The organism is Cognatundibacterium rugosum, from assembly GCF_014284365.1.
GTDB classification, from domain to species: Bacteria; Pseudomonadota; Gammaproteobacteria; order Burkholderiales; family Burkholderiaceae_D; genus Undibacterium; species Undibacterium rugosum.
In genome coordinates, this window is sequence record NZ_JACOGG010000005.1 from 60,435 (window position 1) to 81,552 (window position 21,118).

A 21,118-nucleotide genomic window follows, 5' to 3' on the forward strand; every position below is an offset into this window, starting at 1 on the left:
ACGCTTAAGCTGACGAGTATCATGTACCCACAATTAACTGATTTTGCCGCGGTTGGAGTAATTTATGGCCACAGCTGACACATTGTTGAATCCTGAAGAGGTCGTCGCCGAGCCGCCACGCCTGTTCGGCATCCCGCAAACCCCGGGCATACGCATAGCGATGTTGTCTGGCGGGGCTGCACTGATCATTGCCATCATGGTCGGTTTGTGGCTGTGGGGGCAACAACCTGAGTACAAAGTACTGTTTTCCAATTTCAATGACCGTGACGGCGGAGCGATTGTGGCATCGCTGCAGCAAATGAACGTACCCTATAAGTATTCAGACGGCGGTAATGCAATCCTGGTACCGGCCGCACAAGTGCATGATGCACGTCTGAAACTCGCCTCACAGGGCTTGCCCAAAGGTGGCAATGTCGGCTTTGAACTGATGGAAAATCAAAAACTGGGTATTTCTCAGTTTTTGGAACAGGTCAATTTCCAACGCGCGCTGGAAGGGGAACTGGCACGCTCTATCCAGGCGGTTTCCTCGGTGCAGGCAGCACGCGTGCATCTGGCTATTCCTAAGCAAAACGTCTTTATCCGCGACCAGCAAAAGCCAACTGCATCAGTATTACTAAACCTCTACCCCGGGCGTAATCTCGACCAGCAACAGGTCAGCGCAATTCTGCATCTGGTTGCCAGCAGCGTCCCGGAACTATCGACCAAAAACGTATCCATTGTGGATCAGAACGGTACCCTCCTCTCGGATATGAATCGTCAGGGCATAGGCGCCAATCTGGATCCATCACAACTCAAATACGTGCAGGAATATCAGCAAAACATCATCAAGCGGGTAGAATCCATCATTGCCCCTATCGTTGGTGCCAACAATGTGCATGCGGAAGCGACCGCCGATATCGACTTCTCGAAAAGCGAGCAGGCAGCGGAAAGCTATCGCCCTAACTCGCCACCGGAAGCCTCGACCATACGCAGCCAGCAGTCCAGCGAAACCTTCAATAAAAACAATAATCCTTCCGGTGTTCCTGGTGCACTGACTAACCAGCCTCCGGTACCTGCAACTGCGCCTCTGGTCACCGGCGGCAGCACCACCAGCAGTCAGGCTGCTGCATCCGGCTTGGTACAGAAGGATTCGACCATTAATTACGAAGTCGATAAAACCATACGTTATACCCAGCAAGGCATGGGTGGCGTCAAGCGCCTGTCAGTTGCAGTCGTAGTCAACTACAAAAATGAAACCGACAAAAATGGCAAGATCATCCCACGTGCTTTGACTGATGCTGAAAAAACACAAATTACCGATCTTGCCAGAGAAGCGATGGGCTTCAACAAAGAACGCGGAGATACTTTAAGCGTTGCCAATAGCCCGTTTGTAGGTCCGGATAAAGAAAACCTGATAGACGCACCACTTTGGAAGCAGCCGGAAAACATCCAGTTGGCCAAAGAACTCGGGCGTTACCTGTTGCTTGCCGCAGTCATGGCTTACCTGTTCTTTGGTTACTTACGCCCTATCCTGTACAAAATCATGGGCAAAGACAAAGAGAAAGAAGAAGCCGAAGCCAAGGCAAAAGCAGAAGCCGAGGAGGCAGAACGCATTGCCGAGGAAGAGCGTATCGCCGAAGAAGCCGCCGCTGCAGAAGAAGACGGTGCTGTGGTTCAGCTTTCCAGTGAAGAGGAACAGCAAGTTGCCGGCAAACAAGCTACTATCTATGAGATGAATCTGGAACTGGCCCGTGAACTGGCTAAATCCGATCCAAGAATCGTCGCTAACGTGATTAAAAAGTGGGTGAATAATGAGTGATGACGGCGTACAGAAAGCAGCGACCTTCATGCTGGCTCTGGGTGAGGATGGCGCAGCGGAAGTCATGAAATTTCTCGGTCCACGGGAAGTCCAGAAAATTGGTGCTGCAATGGCGACCATAGGCGCTATACCGCACGAAAAAATCGCCAAGGTATTGGATGAATTTAAAGCCGAAGCCGATGTCAGCTCCTCGGTCGGATTAGACTCCGACGAGTACATCCGCAACGTACTGACCAAAGCCTTGGGCGATGATAAGGCATCGTCATTGCTTAACCGCATTCTGGGCGGCAAAGATGCCAGCGGGATTGAAAGTCTGAAATGGATGGACTCCCCTTCCGTTGCCGATCTGATCAAGAATGAGCATCCGCAAATTATTGCAACCATTTTGGTGCATCTGGAAAGCGATCAGGCTTGCGAAATTCTGAATAATTTCTCTGAACGTCTGCGTAATGATGTTGTGCTGAGGATCGCGACCCTCGATGGCATTCAGCCAACGGCACTGCGTGAACTCAATGACGTGCTGACCAAGCTGTTGACTGGCAATGAAAGTCTGAAGAAAAAATCCATCGGTGGTGTGCGTGCTGCTGCCGAAATTCTCAACTTCATGAGTGGTGAAAACGAAGCCTCCGTGATGGACAATCTGCGCAAATATGATGGCGATATGGCAGAAAAAATCATGGATGAAATGTTCGTCTTCGATAACATCATGGATATTGACGACAAGGGCATACAAATGCTGCTGCGTGAAGTCCAGTCCGACTCGCTGATCGTGGCACTGAAAGGTGCCAATCCGGATATGCGTGAAAAAATCTTCCGTAATATGTCGGCCCGTGCAGCTGAAATGATGCGTGAAGATCTGGAATCCAAAGGACCAGTACGCTTGTCTGAAGTCGAAGCACAACAGAAACAAATTCTGCTGGTGGTACGCCGCTTGGCTGACGAAGGTCAGATCATGCTGGGCTCAAAAGGCGATGACGCCTATGTCTAGTATTTTCCGTAACCTTGATCCGGCCGCCTTCCGCCCCTGGGAGCTGGCTTCGTTCGGGGATAAACATCCAAAAATAGAGTTAGAGCCTGTTTCTGCCCCTGTTGTAGAGGCAGCGCTAGCCCCTATGCTGACAGAGGAAGAGCTGGAGGCCGTGCGACAACAGGCTCGCCAGGAGGCATATCAGGACGCGTATCAGAGCGCTTTTGAACAAGGGCTGCTGGATGGTAAAGAACAGGCTTACGCAGAATCGCGTGCTGAAATGCAGCAGGAATTACAGCATTTGCAAGAGCTCACTACAAACTTCAGCGCACAGCTGCAACACATGGGCAAGGAAACGGGCAAAGATTTGCTGGCACTGGCCTTAGATCTGGCACAAGCCATGCTCAGAACCCAGATCGACATGCACCCTGAACTCATACTCCGCATCACAGAGGATGCGATTGCTCAGCTACCGTCGCGCCAACAGGCAACCCAAATCCATGTGCATCCTGATGATGCAGCGCAGGTAAAGGAATTACTCACCCCCGCCTTGCAACAGATAGGCTGGCGTATCTGCCCCGACGAGCAAATTACGCGTGGTGGTTGCATGATAGAGACCCCACAAAACGTGATTGATGCAAGCCTGGAAAATCGCTGGCAAAAACTGAGTGCACACATCACCGAACAATTGCAGACACCGGACTGAGACAGATGGAAGCGACCCTGACCCACGAATGGCAATCACTGCTGAAAACCAGCCAGTCCGGCATACGCCCCTCCGACGATCTGGTGGTCGCTGGACGCGTCACTAAAGTGACTGGCCTGGTAATGGAGGCCGTTGGTTTGCGCCTGCCAGTGGGCAGCGCCTGCGCTATCCATCTGGCAAACGGCTCACACATTGATGCCGAAGTGGTGGGCTTTGATGGTGATCGTTTATTCCTGATGCCACACAGTGACCTGGATGGCGTCACACCAGGCGCACCAGTCTACGCAGAAGTGTTATCCCCGGCGCAGCAAGCGCAGCGCAGACCTAACGACCGCAGCCGCCAGTTACCGGTCGGCTATCAGTTACTGGGCCGTGTGGTCGATGGTAATGGACGTCCGCTGGACACGTTGGGGCCACTGAATACGCAAGTCAGTGCACCATTGGGAGCCAGAATTTACAACCCGTTGGAGCGTGCGCCTATCAGCGACACGCTGGATGTGGGTGTGCGTGCGATTAACAGCATGCTTAGTGTCGGCCGCGGACAAAGGTTGGGTTTATTTGCGGGTTCCGGCGTCGGTAAAAGTGTCTTACTCGGCATGATGGCACGCTACACCACGGCAGATGTAATTGTGGTTGGTCTGATCGGCGAACGGGGTCGCGAGGTTAAGGAATTTATTGAACAAATTCTGGGTGAAGACGGCCTGGCGCGTTCTGCTGTGGTCGCTGCCCCTGCAGATGCGCCGCCGCTCTTACGTTTGCAAGGTGCCGCCTACGCCACCACTATTGCAGAGTTTTTCCGCGATCAAGGCCATAACGTCTTGTTAATTATGGACTCCCTGACCCGTTACGCCATGGCCCAACGTGAAATTGCGCTGGCTATCGGTGAGCCGCCAGCGACTAAGGGTTATCCGCCTTCTGTTTTTGCCAAACTGCCGGTACTGGTCGAACGCGCAGGCAATGGCAAAGAAGGGGGTGGCTCGATTACCGCCTTTTATACGGTGTTGACTGAAGGCGATGATCAGCAAGACCCGATAGCAGACTCGGCCCGCGCGATTTTGGATGGCCATATCGTACTGAACCGCACGCTGGCGGAGGCTGGCCATTATCCGGCGATTGATATCGAACAATCGATCAGCCGCGCCATGCACAGCATTACCACACCAGAACATCAGCAACTGGCACGTAAGCTCAAGCAGATGTATTCACGTTATGAGCGTAGCCGCGACCTGATCAGTGTTGGCGCATACGCACCCGGCTCTGATGCTATGCTGGATGAAGCGATACGTCTGCATCCGCACATTACCGCATTTTTGCAGCAGAACATCCTCGAAAAATGCAGCATATCCGAGAGCTTGACGGGACTTCAGGCTCTGTTTAACGCTTAAATTCAGGCATGAGGCGACTATACTGAAATCATTATGGCAGCAAAGTCCCCATTACAAACGCTGATTGAAATTGCCGAACGCGATACCGATGAGGCAGCGAAAACGCTGGGTAAAGCAATCCGCGCTCATGAAGACACATTGAGCAAGCTGAATTTGTTGCTGCAATACCGCGATGATTACGATGCAAAATTCAGGGAAGCCAGTGCGCGCGGCATCAATATTACGCAGTACGGTAACTTCATGAGTTTTTTGGCCAAGCTGGACAGTGCCGTCGATGGCCAAAAGCTGGTCGTTAAAGATGCAGAGCACAAAATTGAAATGGCGAAAATCAACTGGCAAGCCAATGAAAAGAAACGCTTGTCTTATAACACACTGGATAAACGCGCAACATCCATCAGACAGGCCAAAGAGAGTAAGCGTGACCAGAAACAGACCGATGATTTTGCGGCACGCACTTATTTTTACAAATAAAAGTTTTAGTTTTGAATGAGCCGGATCATGCAAACCACGCCTATTAAACCTGCCAGCGATTTTCTATCCGCGAATGTCGCCGGCATCAATAGCAAATCAGCTGGCAACTCTGCTCCCGCTGTCAGTACGTTTCAGCAGCAATTCAAACAGGAATTGGTCAATCAACAAACGCGTAAATCTGCGCCTACGCCCCAGACAGCCTCAATGACAAACCCGGTTCGCACTAGCAATGACAATAAGACAGGTAGTACCAAAGTGAAACAGGCCGTGGATGATGAGCAAAAAGATGCTACGACGCCTACAGCACAAACAGCTGCCTTATCCAGCTTGCTGCAACAACTGATACCCGCTGCAGTGACGCCGGGTAGTGAAGAGCAGACTGGCGTGCAACTGGACCAGGCCAACAAAGAAATCCCTCACCTCGTCAACGCCGCACATTCAGACGCCAGCGGCTCTTCTGCGTCCAACTCTGCAATCACGCCGGCACCGGCACACGCGACGCGGGAGCCCGGAAAGCTGATCGCCGATCCGAAGCAAGCTGACGATTTCGCGATACTGGCACAAGCGAAGCGTGAAGACAGTAAGCTGATCGCAGACCCTGGCCAGCCAGAATACATCGCTGCACCAGCAATGCGCGAGTCCGACAAGCTGATCGCGGATCCCGGCAACCCGGATGCCGGTAACACTTCTGCCCTTGCCTTTCCTGTCCACGCATTAAGAACCGACATCAGCGACACTGTAAAACAGAACCAGACACAATCACTGGGATCGGCAGTGGTGCCATCCGCAACGGGACAGCCCCCGCTGCGTTCCGGCAGCGCGAATGATCAAGTTGCAGATGAATCAGCGCAGGCAGCAAAAAAAACGGCACTGACAGATACAAAGGCCTTGTCTGAACTTAATCCGGCACAGAACGACAACAAGGCAGGAGCAGTTCAATCCGGCATAACAGGACAAAAATCGGAAGAACACCTGTCCTTTGTCAGTCAATTGCGCAACACTCAGGAACAAGCTGCAACCGCGATCCCAGCGGCAGCGACACAAGCCACCACAGGATTTGCGGCTTATGTGCAAACTGAACAGGCCGTGCGCCCGGTCGCCATTGCAACCGGAGTCCATCAGTCAGGCTGGGACCAGGCCATCGGTGAGCATGTTATCAGCATGGCTGCGAGTAACTTACAACAGGCAGAACTGACTTTGAATCCACCAGAGTTGGGACCATTGAAAATTATCCTCAGTCTGAATCAGGATCAGGCCAATGCTACGTTCATTACAGCCCAGCCAGAAGTCGGCCAGGCACTGGAAGCCTCAATGCCTAAGTTACGCGACATGATGAATGATGCGGGCATGCAGTTAGCGGGATTTAATGTGCAGACCCAAACGTCAGCATCAGGCCAGGGACAAGGACAGGGGCAACAACAGGCAAATGCCGATTTCCGCTCAGATAACAGCCTGCGTCGCAGCACGGAAATGATGAGAAATGATGCAGAAACAACGCGCAGCGCAACAACAGTTGGCAGAGCCAGAGCAAATGTCGGGGCAGTAGATACTTTCGCCTGAGCAGCAAACTGGAAATATTGCCTCTGAAACAGGTAAAATAAGAAGCTCAAGCGATACGCAGGCATACAAAGCAAATAACAGGACCGGCAACATAGAGTAAGCTCTGGAGAAACCCTGAGCTAAGGCAGTTTCTCCCCTTTGTTTCACCGTTCGCGCATGCCAGCGATATTGGATAATAGAGAAAATCGTGGCACGTCTTGCCAGATGAGAGGAAGAACATGGCGAAAGCTCCTGCGAAAGCAGCACCGGAACACGGTGAACCCGCTGCTGGCGGCAAATCAAAGAAAAAGCTGATCATTATCATCGCTGCTGCAGTCGTTTTGCTGGCAGGTGTAGGTGGCGGCGCTGCTTTCTTTTTGTCTAAAAAATCAGCCGGCAAAGAAAAAGAACACAAAGTCGAAGTGGCCAAGCCACCTGTTTTCCTGCCGATGGAGCCGTTTACCGTCAATTTACAATCGAATGAAGGCGATAAATACCTGCAAGTTAGCATGACACTGCAGGTAGAGGGCCAGGAACAGGCTGATCTGATTAAAGCCAATATGCCGCAAGTGCGTAGCCGCTTGCTGCTGCTGTTGTCGAGTAAAGAAGCCAGCGAAATCATTTCAACTGAGGGTAAAGAAAAACTGGTGGAAGAAATCGTTGAGAAAACCTCTCAGCCTTTCACACCAAAAGGCGAACCGCAAAAAGTTGGCGGTGTGTTCTTCACTTCATTTGTCGTTCAATAAGCATCATGTCAGACAATTTTCTCTCCCAGGAAGAAGTTGATGCCCTTTTGAAGGGCGTCACGGGAGATCAGGATGACTCTCTGTCTCAGGAGGACACCTCCGGTGTCCGTCCTTACAATCTTGCTACGCAAGAGCGTATTGTACGCGGCCGTATGCCGACGCTGGAGATCATCAATGAACGTTTTGCCCGTCTGTTACGCATAGGCTTATTCAATTTTTTACGTCGCAGTGCTGAAGTTTCCGTCGGCACGGTACGCGTGTCGAAATACAGTGAATTCATCCGTAATCTGGTGGTGCCAACCAATCTGAATCTGGTGCACATGAAGCCTTTGCGTGGCACCTCACTGATAGTACTCGATCCCGGCCTGGTATTTTTATTGGTCGACAATCTGTTTGGCGGAGATGGCCGCTTTCATACCAGGGTCGAAGGGCGCGACTTCACGCAGACAGAACAAAGGATAATTCATCGTATTCTGGAAATTATTTTTGAGACGTATTCGAAATCATGGGAACCGGTATATCCGATTGAATTTGAATACATACGTTCAGAAATGAACACCCAGTTTGCTAACATCGCGACCCCGAATGAAGTAGTGGTATCCACCACGTTCACAATAGAGCTGGGGCCTGTTAGTGGTGAAATGCATATTTGCATGCCCTATTCCACCATCGAACCTATCCGCGACATACTGACCAGCAGCCTGCAAGGTGAAACCCTGGAAGTGGATAAGCGCTGGGTACGTCTGATGACGCAGCAGATACAAATTGCGGAAGTCGAACTGGTGGCGGATCTGGGTACGACCCGTGTCACATTGGGCGACATCCTGAACATGAAAGTCGGTGATGTGATCCCGCTCAGCGTGCCAGAGATAGTCTCTGCTAAAGTAGACGGCACACCGGTCATGGAATGTAAATATGGTGTTTTTAATGGTCAATATGCCTTACGCGTGGAAAAGCTGCTTAGCTCCAGCGTACAGGAAGTAGTACAAGGAGAAAATCATGGATGAAAGCGCAGACACACCCATCAGTGAAGACGATTGGGGCGCCGCCATTGCAGAACAGGAGCGTGCTGAAGCCGCAGCAGCTGCATCCAGCGCCGCCCCCAAAGCAGAACCCAGTGCCGCCATCTTCACCGAATTTAGTAATAAAAGCAGTGCCATAGAAACCCACAATGATATCGACTTCATTCTGGACATTCCGGTACAGCTTACGGTTGAACTGGGGCGCACCAAAATTGCGATTAAAAATCTGCTGCAATTGGCACAAGGCTCCGTGGTTGAACTTGATGGCATGGCCGGAGAACCAATGGACGTGCTGGTCAACGGCTGCTTGATTGCTCAGGGTGAAGTAGTGGTGGTCAATGATAAATTTGGTATCCGTCTGACCGATATCGTGACGCCTGCTGAGCGCATCAGAAAACTCAATAAATAATGCAGAAACTGTCCCCTTCCCTGCTACTGATGCTGCCTACCCTTAGTCTGGCAGCTGAAAATACGGCGGTAACACCCACCACCGGTTTCCTACAAATCGTGTTGGCACTGCTGTTTATTCTTGGCCTGATGTTCGCTGCTGCCTGGGCCTTTAAACGCATTACACCGGTTGGACAGCAAAACCGGCTGGCCTTGAAAATCGTGGGTGGACTCAATCTTGGCCAACGCGAACGCATCCTGGTGGTTGAGATTGGCGATCAATGGATGATACTGGGTGTCACTGCACACAACATCAATCAGCTGGGTCAGGTCGCCAGACAGGAGCAGCTATTACAACAGGCCGGTGCAGATGGCAGCGCCTTCCAGAGCTGGCTGCAAAAAACCATCGCAAAGCGAAATGAGACCGATGCCTCTGCCCCGCCCCGCCCACCCGAATCATAAATCTGCATGAAACTGCCACGCTATCTCGCACCAACTCTGAGTCTGTTTCTGGGTATTTTTACGCTCTCATGCCTGCTACTTTTTCCAGACACGGCATTCGCCCAGAATAGTGGCGGCCTGCCAGCAATTAATGCCACCCCGGCCGCTGGTGGCGGACAAAATTACGCTCTAAGCCTGCAGACCCTGCTATTCCTGACTTCGCTGAGCTTCTTACCGGCGGCTTTACTGATGATGACCAGCTTCACGCGTATCATCATCGTATTGTCGCTATTGCGCCAGGCACTGGGCACCCAGTCCGCCCCGCCAAACCAGGTGATGGTTGGACTTGCCTTGTTTCTGACTTTATTTGTGATGGGACCGGTGCTGGACAAGGTATATGCCGACGCCTATCAGCCATATTCCGAAAACAAAATCAGTATGTCCGAAGCCTTGGATAAAGGTGCAGCACCACTCAAAGAGTTCATGCTGAAACAAACCCGCCAGACTGATCTGGCGCTATATGTGAAACTGGCTAATATCCCGGAATTACAAGGTCCGGAGCAGGTTCCGCTGCGCGTGCTGATTCCGGCTTTTGTCACCAGTGAATTAAAAACTGCATTTCAGATCAGTTTTGCGATTTTTATCCCCTTCCTGATCATCGACATGGTGGTCGCCAGTGTCCTGATGTCGATGGGTATGATGATGGTCTCCCCATCCATTGTCGCACTGCCGTTTAAGCTGATGTTGTTTGTGCTGGTTGATGGCTGGGCACTGCTGATCGGCTCGCTGGCACAAAGTTTTTACTAGAGGAAGCCATGTCTCCAGATACCGTCATGAATATGGGTCGGCATGCGATGGAAGTCATGCTGATGGTGTCCGCACCGCTGCTGCTGGTGGCACTGGCCATCGGTCTGGTGGTCAGTATTTTTCAGGCTGCCACCCAAATCAATGAGACCACCTTGTCTTTCATTCCTAAACTGGTCGGTATCTTTGTCACCCTGATTGTGGCTGGTCCCTGGATGCTGTCGATATTGCTCGATTACATGCGCGAAATGCTGACCAGCATCGCCACCATGGCCGCCTGACCGGAAGAGAAGGCGGATGATTCACTTCTCCAGTCAGCAACTGATAGAGCTGATTACCGCTTTTCTATGGCCGCTGACACGCATCCTCGGCTTAATTGCAGTGGCCCCGCCATTCGGCAATAATGCTATCCCCATGCAGATTAAGCTGATGCTGGGCGTGGCACTCGCTATGATCGTCGCGCCGACAATCGGCCAACTGCCGGGTGCAGATCCACTGTCACTAACCGGTATGCTGATACTGACGCAGCAATTCGTGATCGGGCTGGCGATGGGCTTTGTGATACGCATACTCTTTGCCGGCATAGAAATGGCCGGCGAAGTCGCCGGCATGACCATGGGTCTGGGTTTTGCAAGCTTCTTCGATCCCATGACGCAAGGGCGAAACTCAGCCATTTCGCAATTTCTGGTGCTCACCGCTACCTTGTTATTCCTGGCGCTGAATGCGCATCTGGCCATGCTGTCCGCACTGGTAGAGAGCTTCAGCACGATACCTATTTCGAGCGATCTGAAATCAGGCTTCAGTATGTACCGCCTGGTGATCTGGGGTGAACAGATTTTCATTACCGGCCTCAAATTATCGCTGCCCATCGTTGCTGCCCTGCTCATCACCAATATCGCACTGGGTATCCTGACACGGGCTGCACCGCAACTGAATATTTTCGGGATAGGCTTTCCAATTACAATAGGCGTCGGCTTTCTGATGTTAAGCTTACTGATGCCTTATTTGGAAGCGCCGATAGAAAAACTATTCCAGCAAGGTCTGAATGTGATGATGTACGGCGGGGATAAAGCCATTCCGCTGCCTAAACCGAAGTAAAACCATCATGCAGGTAACACCTCAACAATCAAATCGATTATTCAGCATCCGGCAAATTCAGATGCTGGAGCACCGCGCTAAACTTGACAAACACCTGCCCTCCTTAATGGAATTAGCAGGCAAAGCTATTTTTAGCCAGGCACTGGCACTCATTCAGCCCGGTCACGGCCCGGTGCTGCTCATCGCCGGCCCCGGCAATAATGGCGGTGACGCGCTGGAAGCAGCAGCTCAGCTCAGTGCTGCCGGGTACACAACAGATCTGATCCGCTTAGGCGAGGATGCTGCTCGCTCAGCGGAGGCGCAACTGGCGCTAAACAAGGTCTTACACGCCCCGGTACAACATCTGCCTGCCGATACACCACTCATTTCCTCCATTCGCCAGCCTGCCTATCAGTTAATTATCGATGGCCTGTTTGGTATAGGATTAAATAAGCCCATTACTGGTACTGCAGCGCAACTGGTAGTCCGCATCAACAATTACACCTCAGTATCCGGCTGCCCATTACTGGCTATCGATGTACCCAGTGGCTTACATGCTGAAACCGGCGCAGTTGTCGGTGGCGAGGCTGGCTGCTGCATCGCTGCCACGCACACTCTAAGCCTGATTGGCAATAAGCCCGGCTTGCATACTGCTGACGGTAAACAGCTAGCTGGCCAGGTATTGCTGGATGATTTGCAGCTTGCTGCCGTGGATCACAGTGAGTATGTGGCCTGCCTGACTGATCCTTCGCAAATCGGGTGCCATGCCTTATCGCGTAAGGCCAATACCCATAAAGGCAGCTTCGGAGATGTGGCCATTATCGGTGGCACGCGAGGCATGGCAGGTGCGGGAGTGCTGGCTGCCAGAGCTGCGCTGTTTGGCGGTGCAGGCCGAATTTTCCTGGTGCAGCCGGATGTAGAACTCAAGCTAGATATGCTGCACCCGGAAATTATGTGCAGGGATGCTGCGCAATTTGAGTTCAATCAGCAGGTGGTTGTGATCGGCCCTGGGCTGGGGCAAGATCAGTTGGCCATCGATCTGTTACGCGCCGCGATACAGCACCCCTATCCGGTAGTGATTGACGCTGATGCACTGAACCTGCTGGCGACGAAACCAGGGTTGGCAGCGCAACTCAAGACCAGAACCGCAGCCACCCTGCTCACCCCACATCCGCTGGAAGCCGCAAGACTACTCGCTTTCAGTACTGAACAGGTACAACAAAACCGTGCCATGGCAGCTAAAGAATTAGCACAGCGATTTGGCAGCCACATCATTTTAAAAGGTGCGGGCAGCCTACTTTGCGACCCACAGGACAGGCATTACCGGATTAACTCCAGTGGGAATCCTGGACTTGCTTCGGGTGGTACCGGCGATGTATTGGCTGGACTGTGTGGCGCCTTGCTGGCGCAAGGCATGGAAGTGGGCGAAGCCGCTGCACTTGCGTGCTGGGCACATGGTGCCGCAGCCGATGCACTGGTGGCTGCGGGAAGCGGACCGATAGGATTACATGCAAGCGAACTGCTACCCGTCATCCGCTCGTTGTTGAACCGCAGAGTGGCCGGCGGGATTTAATCGACCAGGCTGTTAATCTGAGCAGGATTGAGTTTTTCGCACTCGGCAATATCATCAACACGGATGCCTGCGCAAGCGATGGCCTTGGTCAGTTGTTCGATCTGTTCCTGTTGTGACACTGCATGATCGATCAGCTTGTGCAATACCTTGGACACAGGATCATCGCTGTTTGGCGTGACCCCATAGGCAGCAAATAATTGCGCACTCCCGGAATCTGCCGAGCCGGTCTCTTTCTTGATGATGTGCGCGGGATTGCCAACTGCCGTTGCGCCAGCCGGAACCGGCTTGACCACGACAGAGTTAGAACCGATCTTGGCACCTGCACCAACAGTGAAACTACCCAGCACTTTCGCGCCTGCACCTACGATGACGCCAGCCTCCAGTGTAGGATGACGCTTGGCTCCACGCGTGAGCGAAGTTCCACCCAGCGTCACACCCTGATAGATCGTACAGTCATCACCGACTTCTGCCGTCTCACCGATCACCACTCCAAAACCATGATCAATAAATACGCGGCGCCCTATCGTAGCACCTGGATGAATCTCTATCCCAGTCAGGATACGTGCCAGATGTGAGATGAAGCGCGCAAGCCATTTCAAGCCACGCTGCCAGCACCAGTTCGCCCAGCGATGCATGAGTATCGCCTGAAAGCCTGGATAACAAGTCACCACATCCCAGGCGTTACGGGCGGCGGGGTCTTTTTGTATGATACTGGCGATATCTTCGCGCAAACGGCTAAACATGGGACGGGGTAAATTGGAGTAAAACAGGCAGGAATAGTAGCGCATCCTGAGAAAGTCCGCACAGTGCAGACTTTCTTTATTCAGGAGCAAATGCTTAGGCTTTGACCGTACGCTGACGACGCGCTTCGTACAGACAAACACCCGACGCCACAGAGACGTTCAGACTTTCGACCGAGCCCAACATAGGAATGCTGACCAGATGGTCGCAGGTTTCGCGCGTCAGGCGACGCATGCCTTCGCCTTCAGCACCCATGACCAGAGCGATACCGCCCGTCATATCAACGTCATAAATGGTTTTATCCACTTCATCCGAAGTGCCGACCAGCCAGATATCACGCTCCTGCAATTCACGCAAAGTACGCGCAAGATTCGTCACTGTGATGTAGGGCACAGTCTCTGCCGCACCACTGGCGACCTTAGCTACAGTCGCGTTCAAACCGACTGCACGGTCTTTCGGAGCAATCACTGCATGCGCACCAACACCGTCCGCCACACGCAGGCACGCGCCCAGGTTGTGCGGATCGGTTACGCCATCCAAGACCAGTAACAAAGGCGGCCCTTCAATCGCATCCAGCAATTCATCCAGATTGCGCGCCAGGGACAATTCCCCTGCTTTGGCAACGACGCCCTGATGGCGACGGGTGCCGACCATATTAGAGAGACGCTGATCATCTGCATGAATAATACGAATACCAGCTGCCTTCACAGACTGCAGCAAATCATTCATACGGCGATCATGCCGCTCAGCGTCGACATACACTTCTTCCACCGAAGATGCTTCGTGGCGAATACGGGAGGTCACGGCATGAAAGCCGAAAATCATTTTACTTTTCATAAACTCTTTTTTCTTAATGAAGACTGATGTAAGCCAATAGGGTCAGAACAATCCCGATGACACCTGACGGTATGTGAGGCATCAGTCTTTTTTACATAGACAAGAAGCGCAGCCTGGCTCAGTGCCAAACTGCAGCGCCCTGCCACTAGCGTCGCTTCCGCGAGGATTTAGACGCAGATTTACTGACTGCTGCTTTCTTTTTACGTGCAACAGGATTGGCTTTAGGCGTTCTGCCCGCGGGTGCAGAACGCGATTTACGCACCTCTGCCGGTTCCGCCGCATACGCCGCTTTAGCCTTGGAAGGACGCTCAGATTTATCCGCCGCAGATCCGGACTTGGTCTTGCCACGCGCACCTGTCACACCAGCCTGCGAACCCGGCTGGACGATACTCAGGTCTATCTTACGCGCATCCAGATCAACCCGGCTGACCTGAACTTTGACCTTATCCATCAACTGGTAGCGCTTACCGGTACGCTCCCCACGCAATTCATGGCGCGCCTCATCATACTGGAAGTAATCCGTACCAAGCTCGGTGACATGCACCAGGCCCTCGATGTAAATATCATCGAGCTGAACAAAGATACCAAACTGGGTCACACCGGAAATGGTTCCGATAAACTCTTCGCCCAGTTTATTTTTGATGTAATAGCATTTCAGCCAGGCTTCCACATCACGCGAAGCCTCATCCGCTCTGCGCTCGTTGGCGGAGCAATGGGTACCCAACATATCCCAGATACCCGGGTCTTTTTCTACCTTTTGCTTGCCAGCTGCCTTATCCGCCTGCAATTGCTTACGCGCTGCATTCGAAATGGTGGTGTTTAGCAAGGCTGTATCGATTCCTTTAGGCTCGTAAGTCTTACCTTGCAGGATGGCCTTGATCGCACGATGCGTGAGTAAATCCGGATAGCGCCGGATCGGGCTGGTGAAATGGGCATAGGCTTCATACGACAAGCCGAAATGGCCGATATTATCCGGACTGTAGACCGCTTGCTGCATAGAGCGCAACAGCATCGTCTGCAACAAGGCGGCATCTGGCCTGCCTTTTACTTTGTCCAGCAAAGCCGCATAATCACTGGCCTTAGGTGCATCACCACCACCCAGAAACAAGCCAACTTGCTTGAGGAAGTTTCTGACCTGAGTCAGTTTTTCCTTGGTCGGTCCGGCATGAATACGGTAAGTGCCGTGGTGTTTATAGGTTTCCAGCAAATTCGCGGCACACACGTTAGCAGCGAGCATGCATTCTTCGATGAGCTTATGCGCGTCATTTCTGGTACGCGGAATAATCTTCTCTATCTTGCCCGCAGCATTACAGACAATATAGGTTTCTGTGGTTTCAAAATCGATCGCACCACGCACATGACGTGCTTTCAGCAAGGCCTGAAACACTTCATACAAGTGACTCAGATGTGGCACCAGTGCCTGCCGTTTAGCCGCCTCAGGCCCTTTAGTATTCCCGAGGATAGCGGCAACCTCAGTGTAAGTAAAGCGGGCAGCAGAGTGGATCACTGCCGGGTAAAACTGATATGCCTGAATCTCACCCTCTTTAGTGATGACCATATCGCACACCAGCGTCAGGCGATCCACATCCGGATTCAATGAGCACAGACCATTCGACAGCTTTTCCGGCAGCATAGGAATCACACGACGCGGAAAATAGACTGAGGTGCTACGCGCCAACGCATCATGATCCAACGCATCGTTAGGCTTTACATAGTGACTCACGTCTGCGATCGCAACGATCAGACGATAGCCTTTGTTGCGGCCGATTTTAACGGGTTCGCAATACACAGCATCATCAAAGTCACGTGCGTCCTCACCGTCGATGGTGACCAAGGGCACATCGCGTAAATCTACACGTTCTGCCAGGTCTTTTGCCAGCACTTCTGAAGGCAACTTCGCGGCAACTTTTAACGCAGCATCAGAGAAGATATGCGGCACACCAAACTTGCGTACAGCGATCTCGATTTCCATACCGGGATCATCAATCTCACCCAGCACTTCGACTATTTTCCCTACCGCTTGCGCATAACGGGTGGGCTGTTCGATTAATTCGACACTCACCACTTGTCCGACTTTTACTTTGCCTGGTGCAGCGGCAAGCAGGATGTCCTGACTAAAGCGTTTGTCTTCAGGCGCGACGACCCATACGCCATTCTCATGCAGCAATCTGCCAATCACATGGGTATTAGCGCGCTCTGTAATTTCAACGATCCCACCCTCAAGCCGGCCACGGCGATCGGTACCAACGATCTTGGCCATAACACGGTCACCATGCAAGACTTTTTGCATTTCACGCTCAGGCAGGAATAAGTCTTCGCTGCCATCATCAGGAATCAGGAAGCCATAGCCTTCACGGTGACTACTGACTTTTCCCGAAATAAAACTGTCTTGATTCGCCAATGTGTATTGGCCAGATTTACCCAGTTTGATTTGCCCGTCACGTTCCATTGCGTTCAGTCGTCGCGTCATGCCCTCGAACTCCTCTGGTTTTACATGCAGTTGATCCGCCAGCGCCTCAGCACTGAGCTTAGCCTTACTTGTACGAAGAATACCGAGAATTTCTTCCCGACTTGGAATGGGGTATAAATGTTTATTCAAATGTAATGAATTTCTAAAAATAAAATAAAATGCCTACAGCAACAATATACTGCAGCGCACCCAGACAGTTTACCGGAGCAACGCTTTTTTACCTAACTATTCTTGCATTTTTCAGTGGCGCGCCTTGACATCAATTCCAATTAATCTATAATCGCGGTCTTCCGTTGCCCACGTGGCGGAATTGGTAGACGCGCATGGTTCAGGTCCATGTGCCGCGAGGTGTGGGGGTTCGAGTCCCTCCGTGGGCACCAAGATTGCCAGGCCCGGTCAGTGAAAATTGACCGGGCCTTTTGCATTGCCCCCTCTATCACTCCAGCCATATCTCTGGTCACGCATACCGACATCACACAGTCACACAGTCACACAGTCACACAGTCACACAGTCACACAGTCACACAGCATAAATTTTTCCTACCCCCTGTGCAAACCACTTACATTAGCCTATAATAGCGGTCTTCCGTTGCCCACGTGGCGGAATTGGTAGACGCGCATGGTTCAGGTCCATGTGCCGCGAGGTGTGGGGGTTCGAGTCCCTCCGTGGGCACCAAGATTGCTAGGCCCGGTCAGTGAAAATTGACCGGGCCTTTTGCATTGTTCACCCCTCCTGCCACTCCAGCCATATCTCTGGCCACGCATACCGACATCACACAATCACTCAGCATAAATTTTTCCCACCCCCTGTGCAAACCACTTACATTAGCCTATAATAGCGGTCTTCCGTTGCCCACGTGGCGGAATTGGTAGACGCGCATGGTTCAGGTCCATGTGCCGCGAGGTGTGGGGGTTCGAGTCCCTCCGTGGGCACCAAGATTGCTAGGCCCGATCAGTGAAAATTGACCGGGCCTTTTGCATTCCGCATCCGACATCCATTCACCGGCAACAGCCAACGCCGCTCACCACAACACCCTTATTTACCTTACATATAAAAAAACAGAAGCCTGGGCTTCTGTTTTTTCAAAATCAGCCGACTTACGCAGTCGCACCCCTCTTCAGCCACGCATTCAACTGATGCGGGCGTATACCGTCATACTCTTCAAATGGCTGATGTATCCATGGATTGGTTGGCAAGTGATCCACATAATAATCCGGCTCTACTGTAGAGCATGCTTTAAACCAGATTACCGCAGACTTCACCTCAGTCACACCAGGGAAGTTTTCACGCAGATGATGCAATACGCGCTCCAGTGTCACGCCGGAGTCAACCAAGTCATCCACAACCAAAACACGCCCTTGCAAAGACCCCTTAGTCATCGAAATGTATTTGCCAATATCGAGAGAGCCTTGCACGGTGCCCGCTTCTTCACGATAAGAGCTGGTCGACAAAATCGCCAGCGGCACATCGAAAATACGCGAGAAAATATCACCCGGACGCAGACCGCCACGCGCCAGGCACAGCACCTGATCAAACTTCCAGCCTGATTCATGCACCTTCAAAGCCAGCTGTTCAATAGAACGGTGATAAGCGTCCCAGGAAACCCACAGGTGCTTATCGTCAGATTCAGGAGTATTCATATTTCTTATTTCTTTCTTAATTAAACGGATGACGCAGAACGATCGTTTCTTCGCGATCCGGGCCAGTAGAAACCATATCTACCGGCACACCAACCAACTCTTCAATACGTTTGATGTAATTGCGCGCATTGAGTGGCAACGCTTCCATCGTTTTAGCACCAACGGTGGTCTCAGACCAACCTGGCATTTCTTCATAGACGGCTACACAACGGGACGCATCTTCCGCGCCAACCGGGAAGATATCTACTGGCTTACCATCGATCAGGTAACCTGTGCACAGCTTCAGACTTTCCAGGCCATCGAGCACATCCAGCTTGGTCAGACACATACCCGACACGCCATTAATTTGCACGGAGCGCTTAAGTAAAGCGGCATCAAACCAGCCGCAACGACGCGCACGACCAGTCACCGTACCAAACTCATGACCCACGCTGGCCAGATGGTGCCCCACACCCGCATCAGTAGGCAATTCAGATGGGAAAGGGCCAGAACCCACACGTGTCGTGTAAGCCTTAGTGATACCCAGAATGTAGTGCAACATATTCGGACCGACACCGGCACCGGCCGCCGCATTACCGGCTACGCAGTTACTCGAGGTGACGAAAGGATAGGTGCCGTGATCGACGTCCAGCAAACTGCCTTGCGCACCTTCAAACAACAGGCTGGCACCCGCTTTATGCGCTGCATACAACTCACTCGACACATCTGCCACCATAGGACGCAGACGCGGAACCAAAGCCAGTGCATCATCCAGTGTTTTTTGGAAATCCACTGCTGGCGCGTGCAGATAATTCGTCAGCACAAAGTTGTGGTAATCCAGGTTTTCTTTGAGCTTTTCTGCGAAGCGCTCAGCATTCAACAAGTCAGCCACGCGAATTGCGCGGCGCGCTACTTTGTCTTCGTAAGCTGGACCGATACCTTTACCGGTAGTGCCGATTTTTGCCGCACCACGCGCCGCTTCACGCGCTGCATCCAGTGCAGTGTGATAAGGCAGGATCACTGGGCAAGCCTCAGAAATCTTAAGGCGAGAAGCAACTTCCACACCATTTGCCTGCAACTTGTCGATTTCACGCAGCAGATCAGGCACAGATAACACCACGCCATTACCGATGTAGCAGGCAGTACCTTCACGCATAATTCCGGAAGGAATCAATTGCAGCGCGGTTTTCTGACCACCAATGACCAGGGTATGGCCAGCATTATGCCCCCCCTGAAAGCGCACGACACCTTGCGCATGATCAGTCAGCCAGTCTACGATCTTACCTTTACCCTCATCGCCCCACTGGGTACCGATAACAACAACGTTTTTTGCGATTTTATTGTTCGACATCACTTAGTCCACATTTTGAAGAATCCAATTTTCACCATCGAAAACAACTACGCGATTGCAGTCGAATTCGTCTTGTTCATTCTCGTGACCCGGCATACTTTGTATGACGACCTCACCAGCATCTCGCAATGCTTTAATTTTTTCACGCAGCGCGGCATCACGGCTCCAGGGGGCGCGAATCGCAACCTTGCGTCCGGCTGCCGGCATCAGCCTCGCCAGTTCGCGTAAATCGAGCGAAAACCCGGTCGCTGGACGTGCCCTGCCGAACGCTTCACCCACATGGTCGTAGCGCCCACCACGCGCCACCGCGTTAGGCAAGCCACTGACGAAAGCACTGAACATCACACCGCTATGGTAATGATAGCCACGCAGATCAGCCAGATCGATGATGACATGCTCTGCGCCAACCAGATTAGACAATACTTCGAGTTCACTCAATGCTTTTTCTATGCCAGCCACTTGCGGCAGGCGCATACGTGCAGTCTTGAGTATGCTCACATCGCCATATAGCGAAGGCAAGGCCAGCAAAGCAGAACGCACCACCGGCGCATAGGCAGTGCTGATTGCATCTATGCCAGGCACATCTTTCGCTTCCAACAAGGCATACAACGTATCTTCGTCTGCCTTGGCACGCGCATCCAGCTCGAGAATGGAGCGCAATACGCCGACGTGACACAGATCCAGACGCACATTAGTCACACCGACCGCCTGCAGGCAACCGATCACGATTTCATGGATTTCCGCATCCGCTTCCAAACCGCCGTGCCCATAAATTTCGGCACCGATCTGGACAGGCTCCCGCGTGGCATGCAAACCGGAAGGACGGGTATGCAACACGCTGCCCGCGTAGCACAGGCGAGTCACATAGTTGCGATTCAACAGATGTGCATCAATGCGTGCTACCTGGGTCGTCATGTCTGCGCGCAAGCCCATGGTGCGACCCGAAATCTGATCCACCAGTTTAAAAGTACGCAAGTCCATATCCTGCCCTGCACCGGTCAGTAAGGACTCGATATACTCCAGCATAGGCGGCATCACCATTTCGTAGCCGTAGAGGCGGAAATGATCCAGAAAAACGCGACGTAAATCCTCAATTTTGCGCGCTTCAGACGGCAAAATATCTGCAATATTCTCAGGTAAAAGCCAGTTTGGCATGAAAAACATTCAAAAAAAAGAAAGACCG

The 21,118-nt window shown here is 52.1% G+C and carries 20 protein-coding genes and 3 tRNA genes; 17 read left to right on the forward strand and 6 right to left on the reverse strand.

Going from position 1 to position 21,118, the window contains the following annotated elements; genetic code table 11:
- The first annotated feature begins 64 nt into the window (after nt 1-64).
- From fliF to H8K47_RS06100, 14 genes are all read left to right on the forward strand, one after another.
- Complete coding sequence (gene fliF, locus H8K47_RS06035; RefSeq protein WP_186880524.1) at nt 65-1,798, forward strand: flagellar basal-body MS-ring/collar protein FliF; 1,734 nt, start codon at nt 65-67, stop codon at nt 1,796-1,798.
- Complete coding sequence (fliG, locus tag H8K47_RS06040) at nt 1,791-2,786, forward strand: flagellar motor switch protein FliG (protein WP_186880525.1); 996 nt, start codon at nt 1,791-1,793, stop codon at nt 2,784-2,786. Before fliF ends, fliG begins: the two co-directional genes overlap by 8 nt.
- The gene (locus tag H8K47_RS06045) at nt 2,779-3,471 is read left to right on the forward strand and encodes a FliH/SctL family protein (RefSeq protein ID WP_186880526.1); all 693 of its coding nucleotides are present in this window, start codon (nt 2,779-2,781) and stop codon (nt 3,469-3,471) included. The genes fliG and H8K47_RS06045 overlap by 8 nt, the downstream gene beginning before the upstream one ends.
- 5 nt (nt 3,472-3,476) lie before the next feature.
- Nucleotides 3,477-4,856 (forward strand): flagellar protein export ATPase FliI, encoded by a 1,380-nt coding sequence (fliI, locus tag H8K47_RS06050; protein WP_186880527.1) that lies wholly within the window; start codon nt 3,477-3,479, stop codon nt 4,854-4,856.
- Between the two features lie 33 nt (nt 4,857-4,889).
- Nucleotides 4,890-5,327, forward strand: a complete 438-nt coding sequence (gene fliJ / locus H8K47_RS06055) for a flagellar export protein FliJ (RefSeq protein ID WP_186880528.1) — start codon at nt 4,890-4,892, stop codon at nt 5,325-5,327.
- Between the two features lie 27 nt (nt 5,328-5,354).
- A complete protein-coding gene (locus H8K47_RS18315; protein ID WP_230405110.1) occupies nt 5,355-6,887 on the forward strand; it encodes a flagellar hook-length control protein FliK in 1,533 nt (510 codons plus the stop codon).
- Between the two features lie 218 nt (nt 6,888-7,105).
- Nucleotides 7,106-7,612 carry a flagellar basal body-associated protein FliL gene (fliL, locus tag H8K47_RS06065; RefSeq protein ID WP_186880529.1) on the forward strand — a complete coding sequence of 169 codons (507 nt, stop codon included), beginning with the start codon at nt 7,106-7,108 and terminating at the stop codon, nt 7,610-7,612.
- A gap of 5 nt (nt 7,613-7,617) precedes the next feature.
- Nucleotides 7,618-8,619, forward strand: coding sequence for a flagellar motor switch protein FliM (fliM, locus tag H8K47_RS06070; RefSeq protein ID WP_186880530.1), 1,002 nt, complete (start codon nt 7,618-7,620; stop codon nt 8,617-8,619).
- The gene (gene fliN / locus H8K47_RS06075) at nt 8,612-9,043 is read left to right on the forward strand and encodes a flagellar motor switch protein FliN (protein ID WP_186880531.1); all 432 of its coding nucleotides are present in this window, start codon (nt 8,612-8,614) and stop codon (nt 9,041-9,043) included. Before fliM ends, fliN begins: the two co-directional genes overlap by 8 nt.
- Nucleotides 9,043-9,483 (forward strand): flagellar biosynthetic protein FliO, encoded by a 441-nt coding sequence (gene fliO / locus H8K47_RS06080; RefSeq protein ID WP_186880532.1) that lies wholly within the window; start codon nt 9,043-9,045, stop codon nt 9,481-9,483. Before fliN ends, fliO begins: the two co-directional genes overlap by 1 nt.
- A gap of 6 nt (nt 9,484-9,489) precedes the next feature.
- Nucleotides 9,490-10,269, forward strand: a complete 780-nt coding sequence (gene fliP / locus H8K47_RS06085) for a flagellar type III secretion system pore protein FliP (protein ID WP_186880533.1) — start codon at nt 9,490-9,492, stop codon at nt 10,267-10,269.
- 8 nt (nt 10,270-10,277) lie between these two features.
- Entirely contained in the window at nt 10,278-10,547 is a 270-nt protein-coding gene (gene fliQ / locus H8K47_RS06090; RefSeq protein WP_162020946.1) for a flagellar biosynthesis protein FliQ, read from the forward strand.
- A 16-nt stretch (nt 10,548-10,563) separates the two neighbouring features.
- Nucleotides 10,564-11,364: a flagellar biosynthetic protein FliR gene (gene fliR, locus H8K47_RS06095; protein ID WP_186880534.1), complete on the forward strand. Its 801-nt coding sequence runs from the start codon at nt 10,564-10,566 to the stop codon at nt 11,362-11,364.
- A 61-nt stretch (nt 11,365-11,425) separates the two neighbouring features.
- Nucleotides 11,426-12,916: an NAD(P)H-hydrate dehydratase gene (locus H8K47_RS06100; protein ID WP_186880535.1), complete on the forward strand. Its 1,491-nt coding sequence runs from the start codon at nt 11,426-11,428 to the stop codon at nt 12,914-12,916.
- Here the strand turns inward: H8K47_RS06100 and cysE are convergent.
- The 3 genes from cysE to rnr form a co-directional block, all read right to left on the reverse strand.
- The gene (cysE, locus tag H8K47_RS06105; protein ID WP_186880680.1) at nt 12,913-13,659 is read right to left on the reverse strand and encodes a serine O-acetyltransferase; all 747 of its coding nucleotides are present in this window, start codon (nt 13,657-13,659) and stop codon (nt 12,913-12,915) included. The genes H8K47_RS06100 and cysE overlap by 4 nt on opposite strands.
- Before the next feature lie 94 nt (nt 13,660-13,753).
- Nucleotides 13,754-14,494, reverse strand: a complete 741-nt coding sequence (gene rlmB / locus H8K47_RS06110) for a 23S rRNA (guanosine(2251)-2'-O)-methyltransferase RlmB (protein WP_186880536.1) — start codon at nt 14,492-14,494, stop codon at nt 13,754-13,756.
- A gap of 145 nt (nt 14,495-14,639) precedes the next feature.
- Entirely contained in the window at nt 14,640-17,093 is a 2,454-nt protein-coding gene (gene rnr, locus H8K47_RS06115; RefSeq protein ID WP_186880537.1) for a ribonuclease R, read from the reverse strand.
- A 166-nt stretch (nt 17,094-17,259) separates the two neighbouring features.
- On the opposite strand from rnr, the gene H8K47_RS06120 reads away from it, so the two are divergent.
- From H8K47_RS06120 to H8K47_RS06130, 3 genes are all read left to right on the forward strand, one after another.
- Nucleotides 17,260-17,344, forward strand: a tRNA-Leu gene (locus tag H8K47_RS06120).
- 211 nt (nt 17,345-17,555) lie between these two features.
- A tRNA-Leu gene (locus H8K47_RS06125) sits at nt 17,556-17,640 on the forward strand.
- Nucleotides 17,641-17,815: 175 nt separating this feature from the next.
- Nucleotides 17,816-17,900: transfer RNA gene (locus H8K47_RS06130), tRNA-Leu, on the forward strand.
- Between the two features lie 162 nt (nt 17,901-18,062).
- Here the strand turns inward: H8K47_RS06130 and H8K47_RS06135 are convergent.
- Genes H8K47_RS06135 through H8K47_RS06145 form a run of 3 tightly spaced genes read right to left on the reverse strand, consistent with a single transcriptional unit; the run spans nt 18,063 to nt 21,090 of the window.
- A complete protein-coding gene (locus H8K47_RS06135) occupies nt 18,063-18,605 on the reverse strand; it encodes a phosphoribosyltransferase (RefSeq protein ID WP_186880538.1) in 543 nt (180 codons plus the stop codon).
- Nucleotides 18,606-18,621: 16 nt separating this feature from the next.
- A complete protein-coding gene (locus H8K47_RS06140; RefSeq protein WP_186880539.1) occupies nt 18,622-19,935 on the reverse strand; it encodes an adenylosuccinate synthase in 1,314 nt (437 codons plus the stop codon).
- 3 nt (nt 19,936-19,938) lie between these two features.
- Nucleotides 19,939-21,090, reverse strand: coding sequence for an ATP phosphoribosyltransferase regulatory subunit (locus tag H8K47_RS06145; RefSeq protein ID WP_186880540.1), 1,152 nt, complete (start codon nt 21,088-21,090; stop codon nt 19,939-19,941).
- Nucleotides 21,091-21,118: the final 28 nt, after the last annotated feature.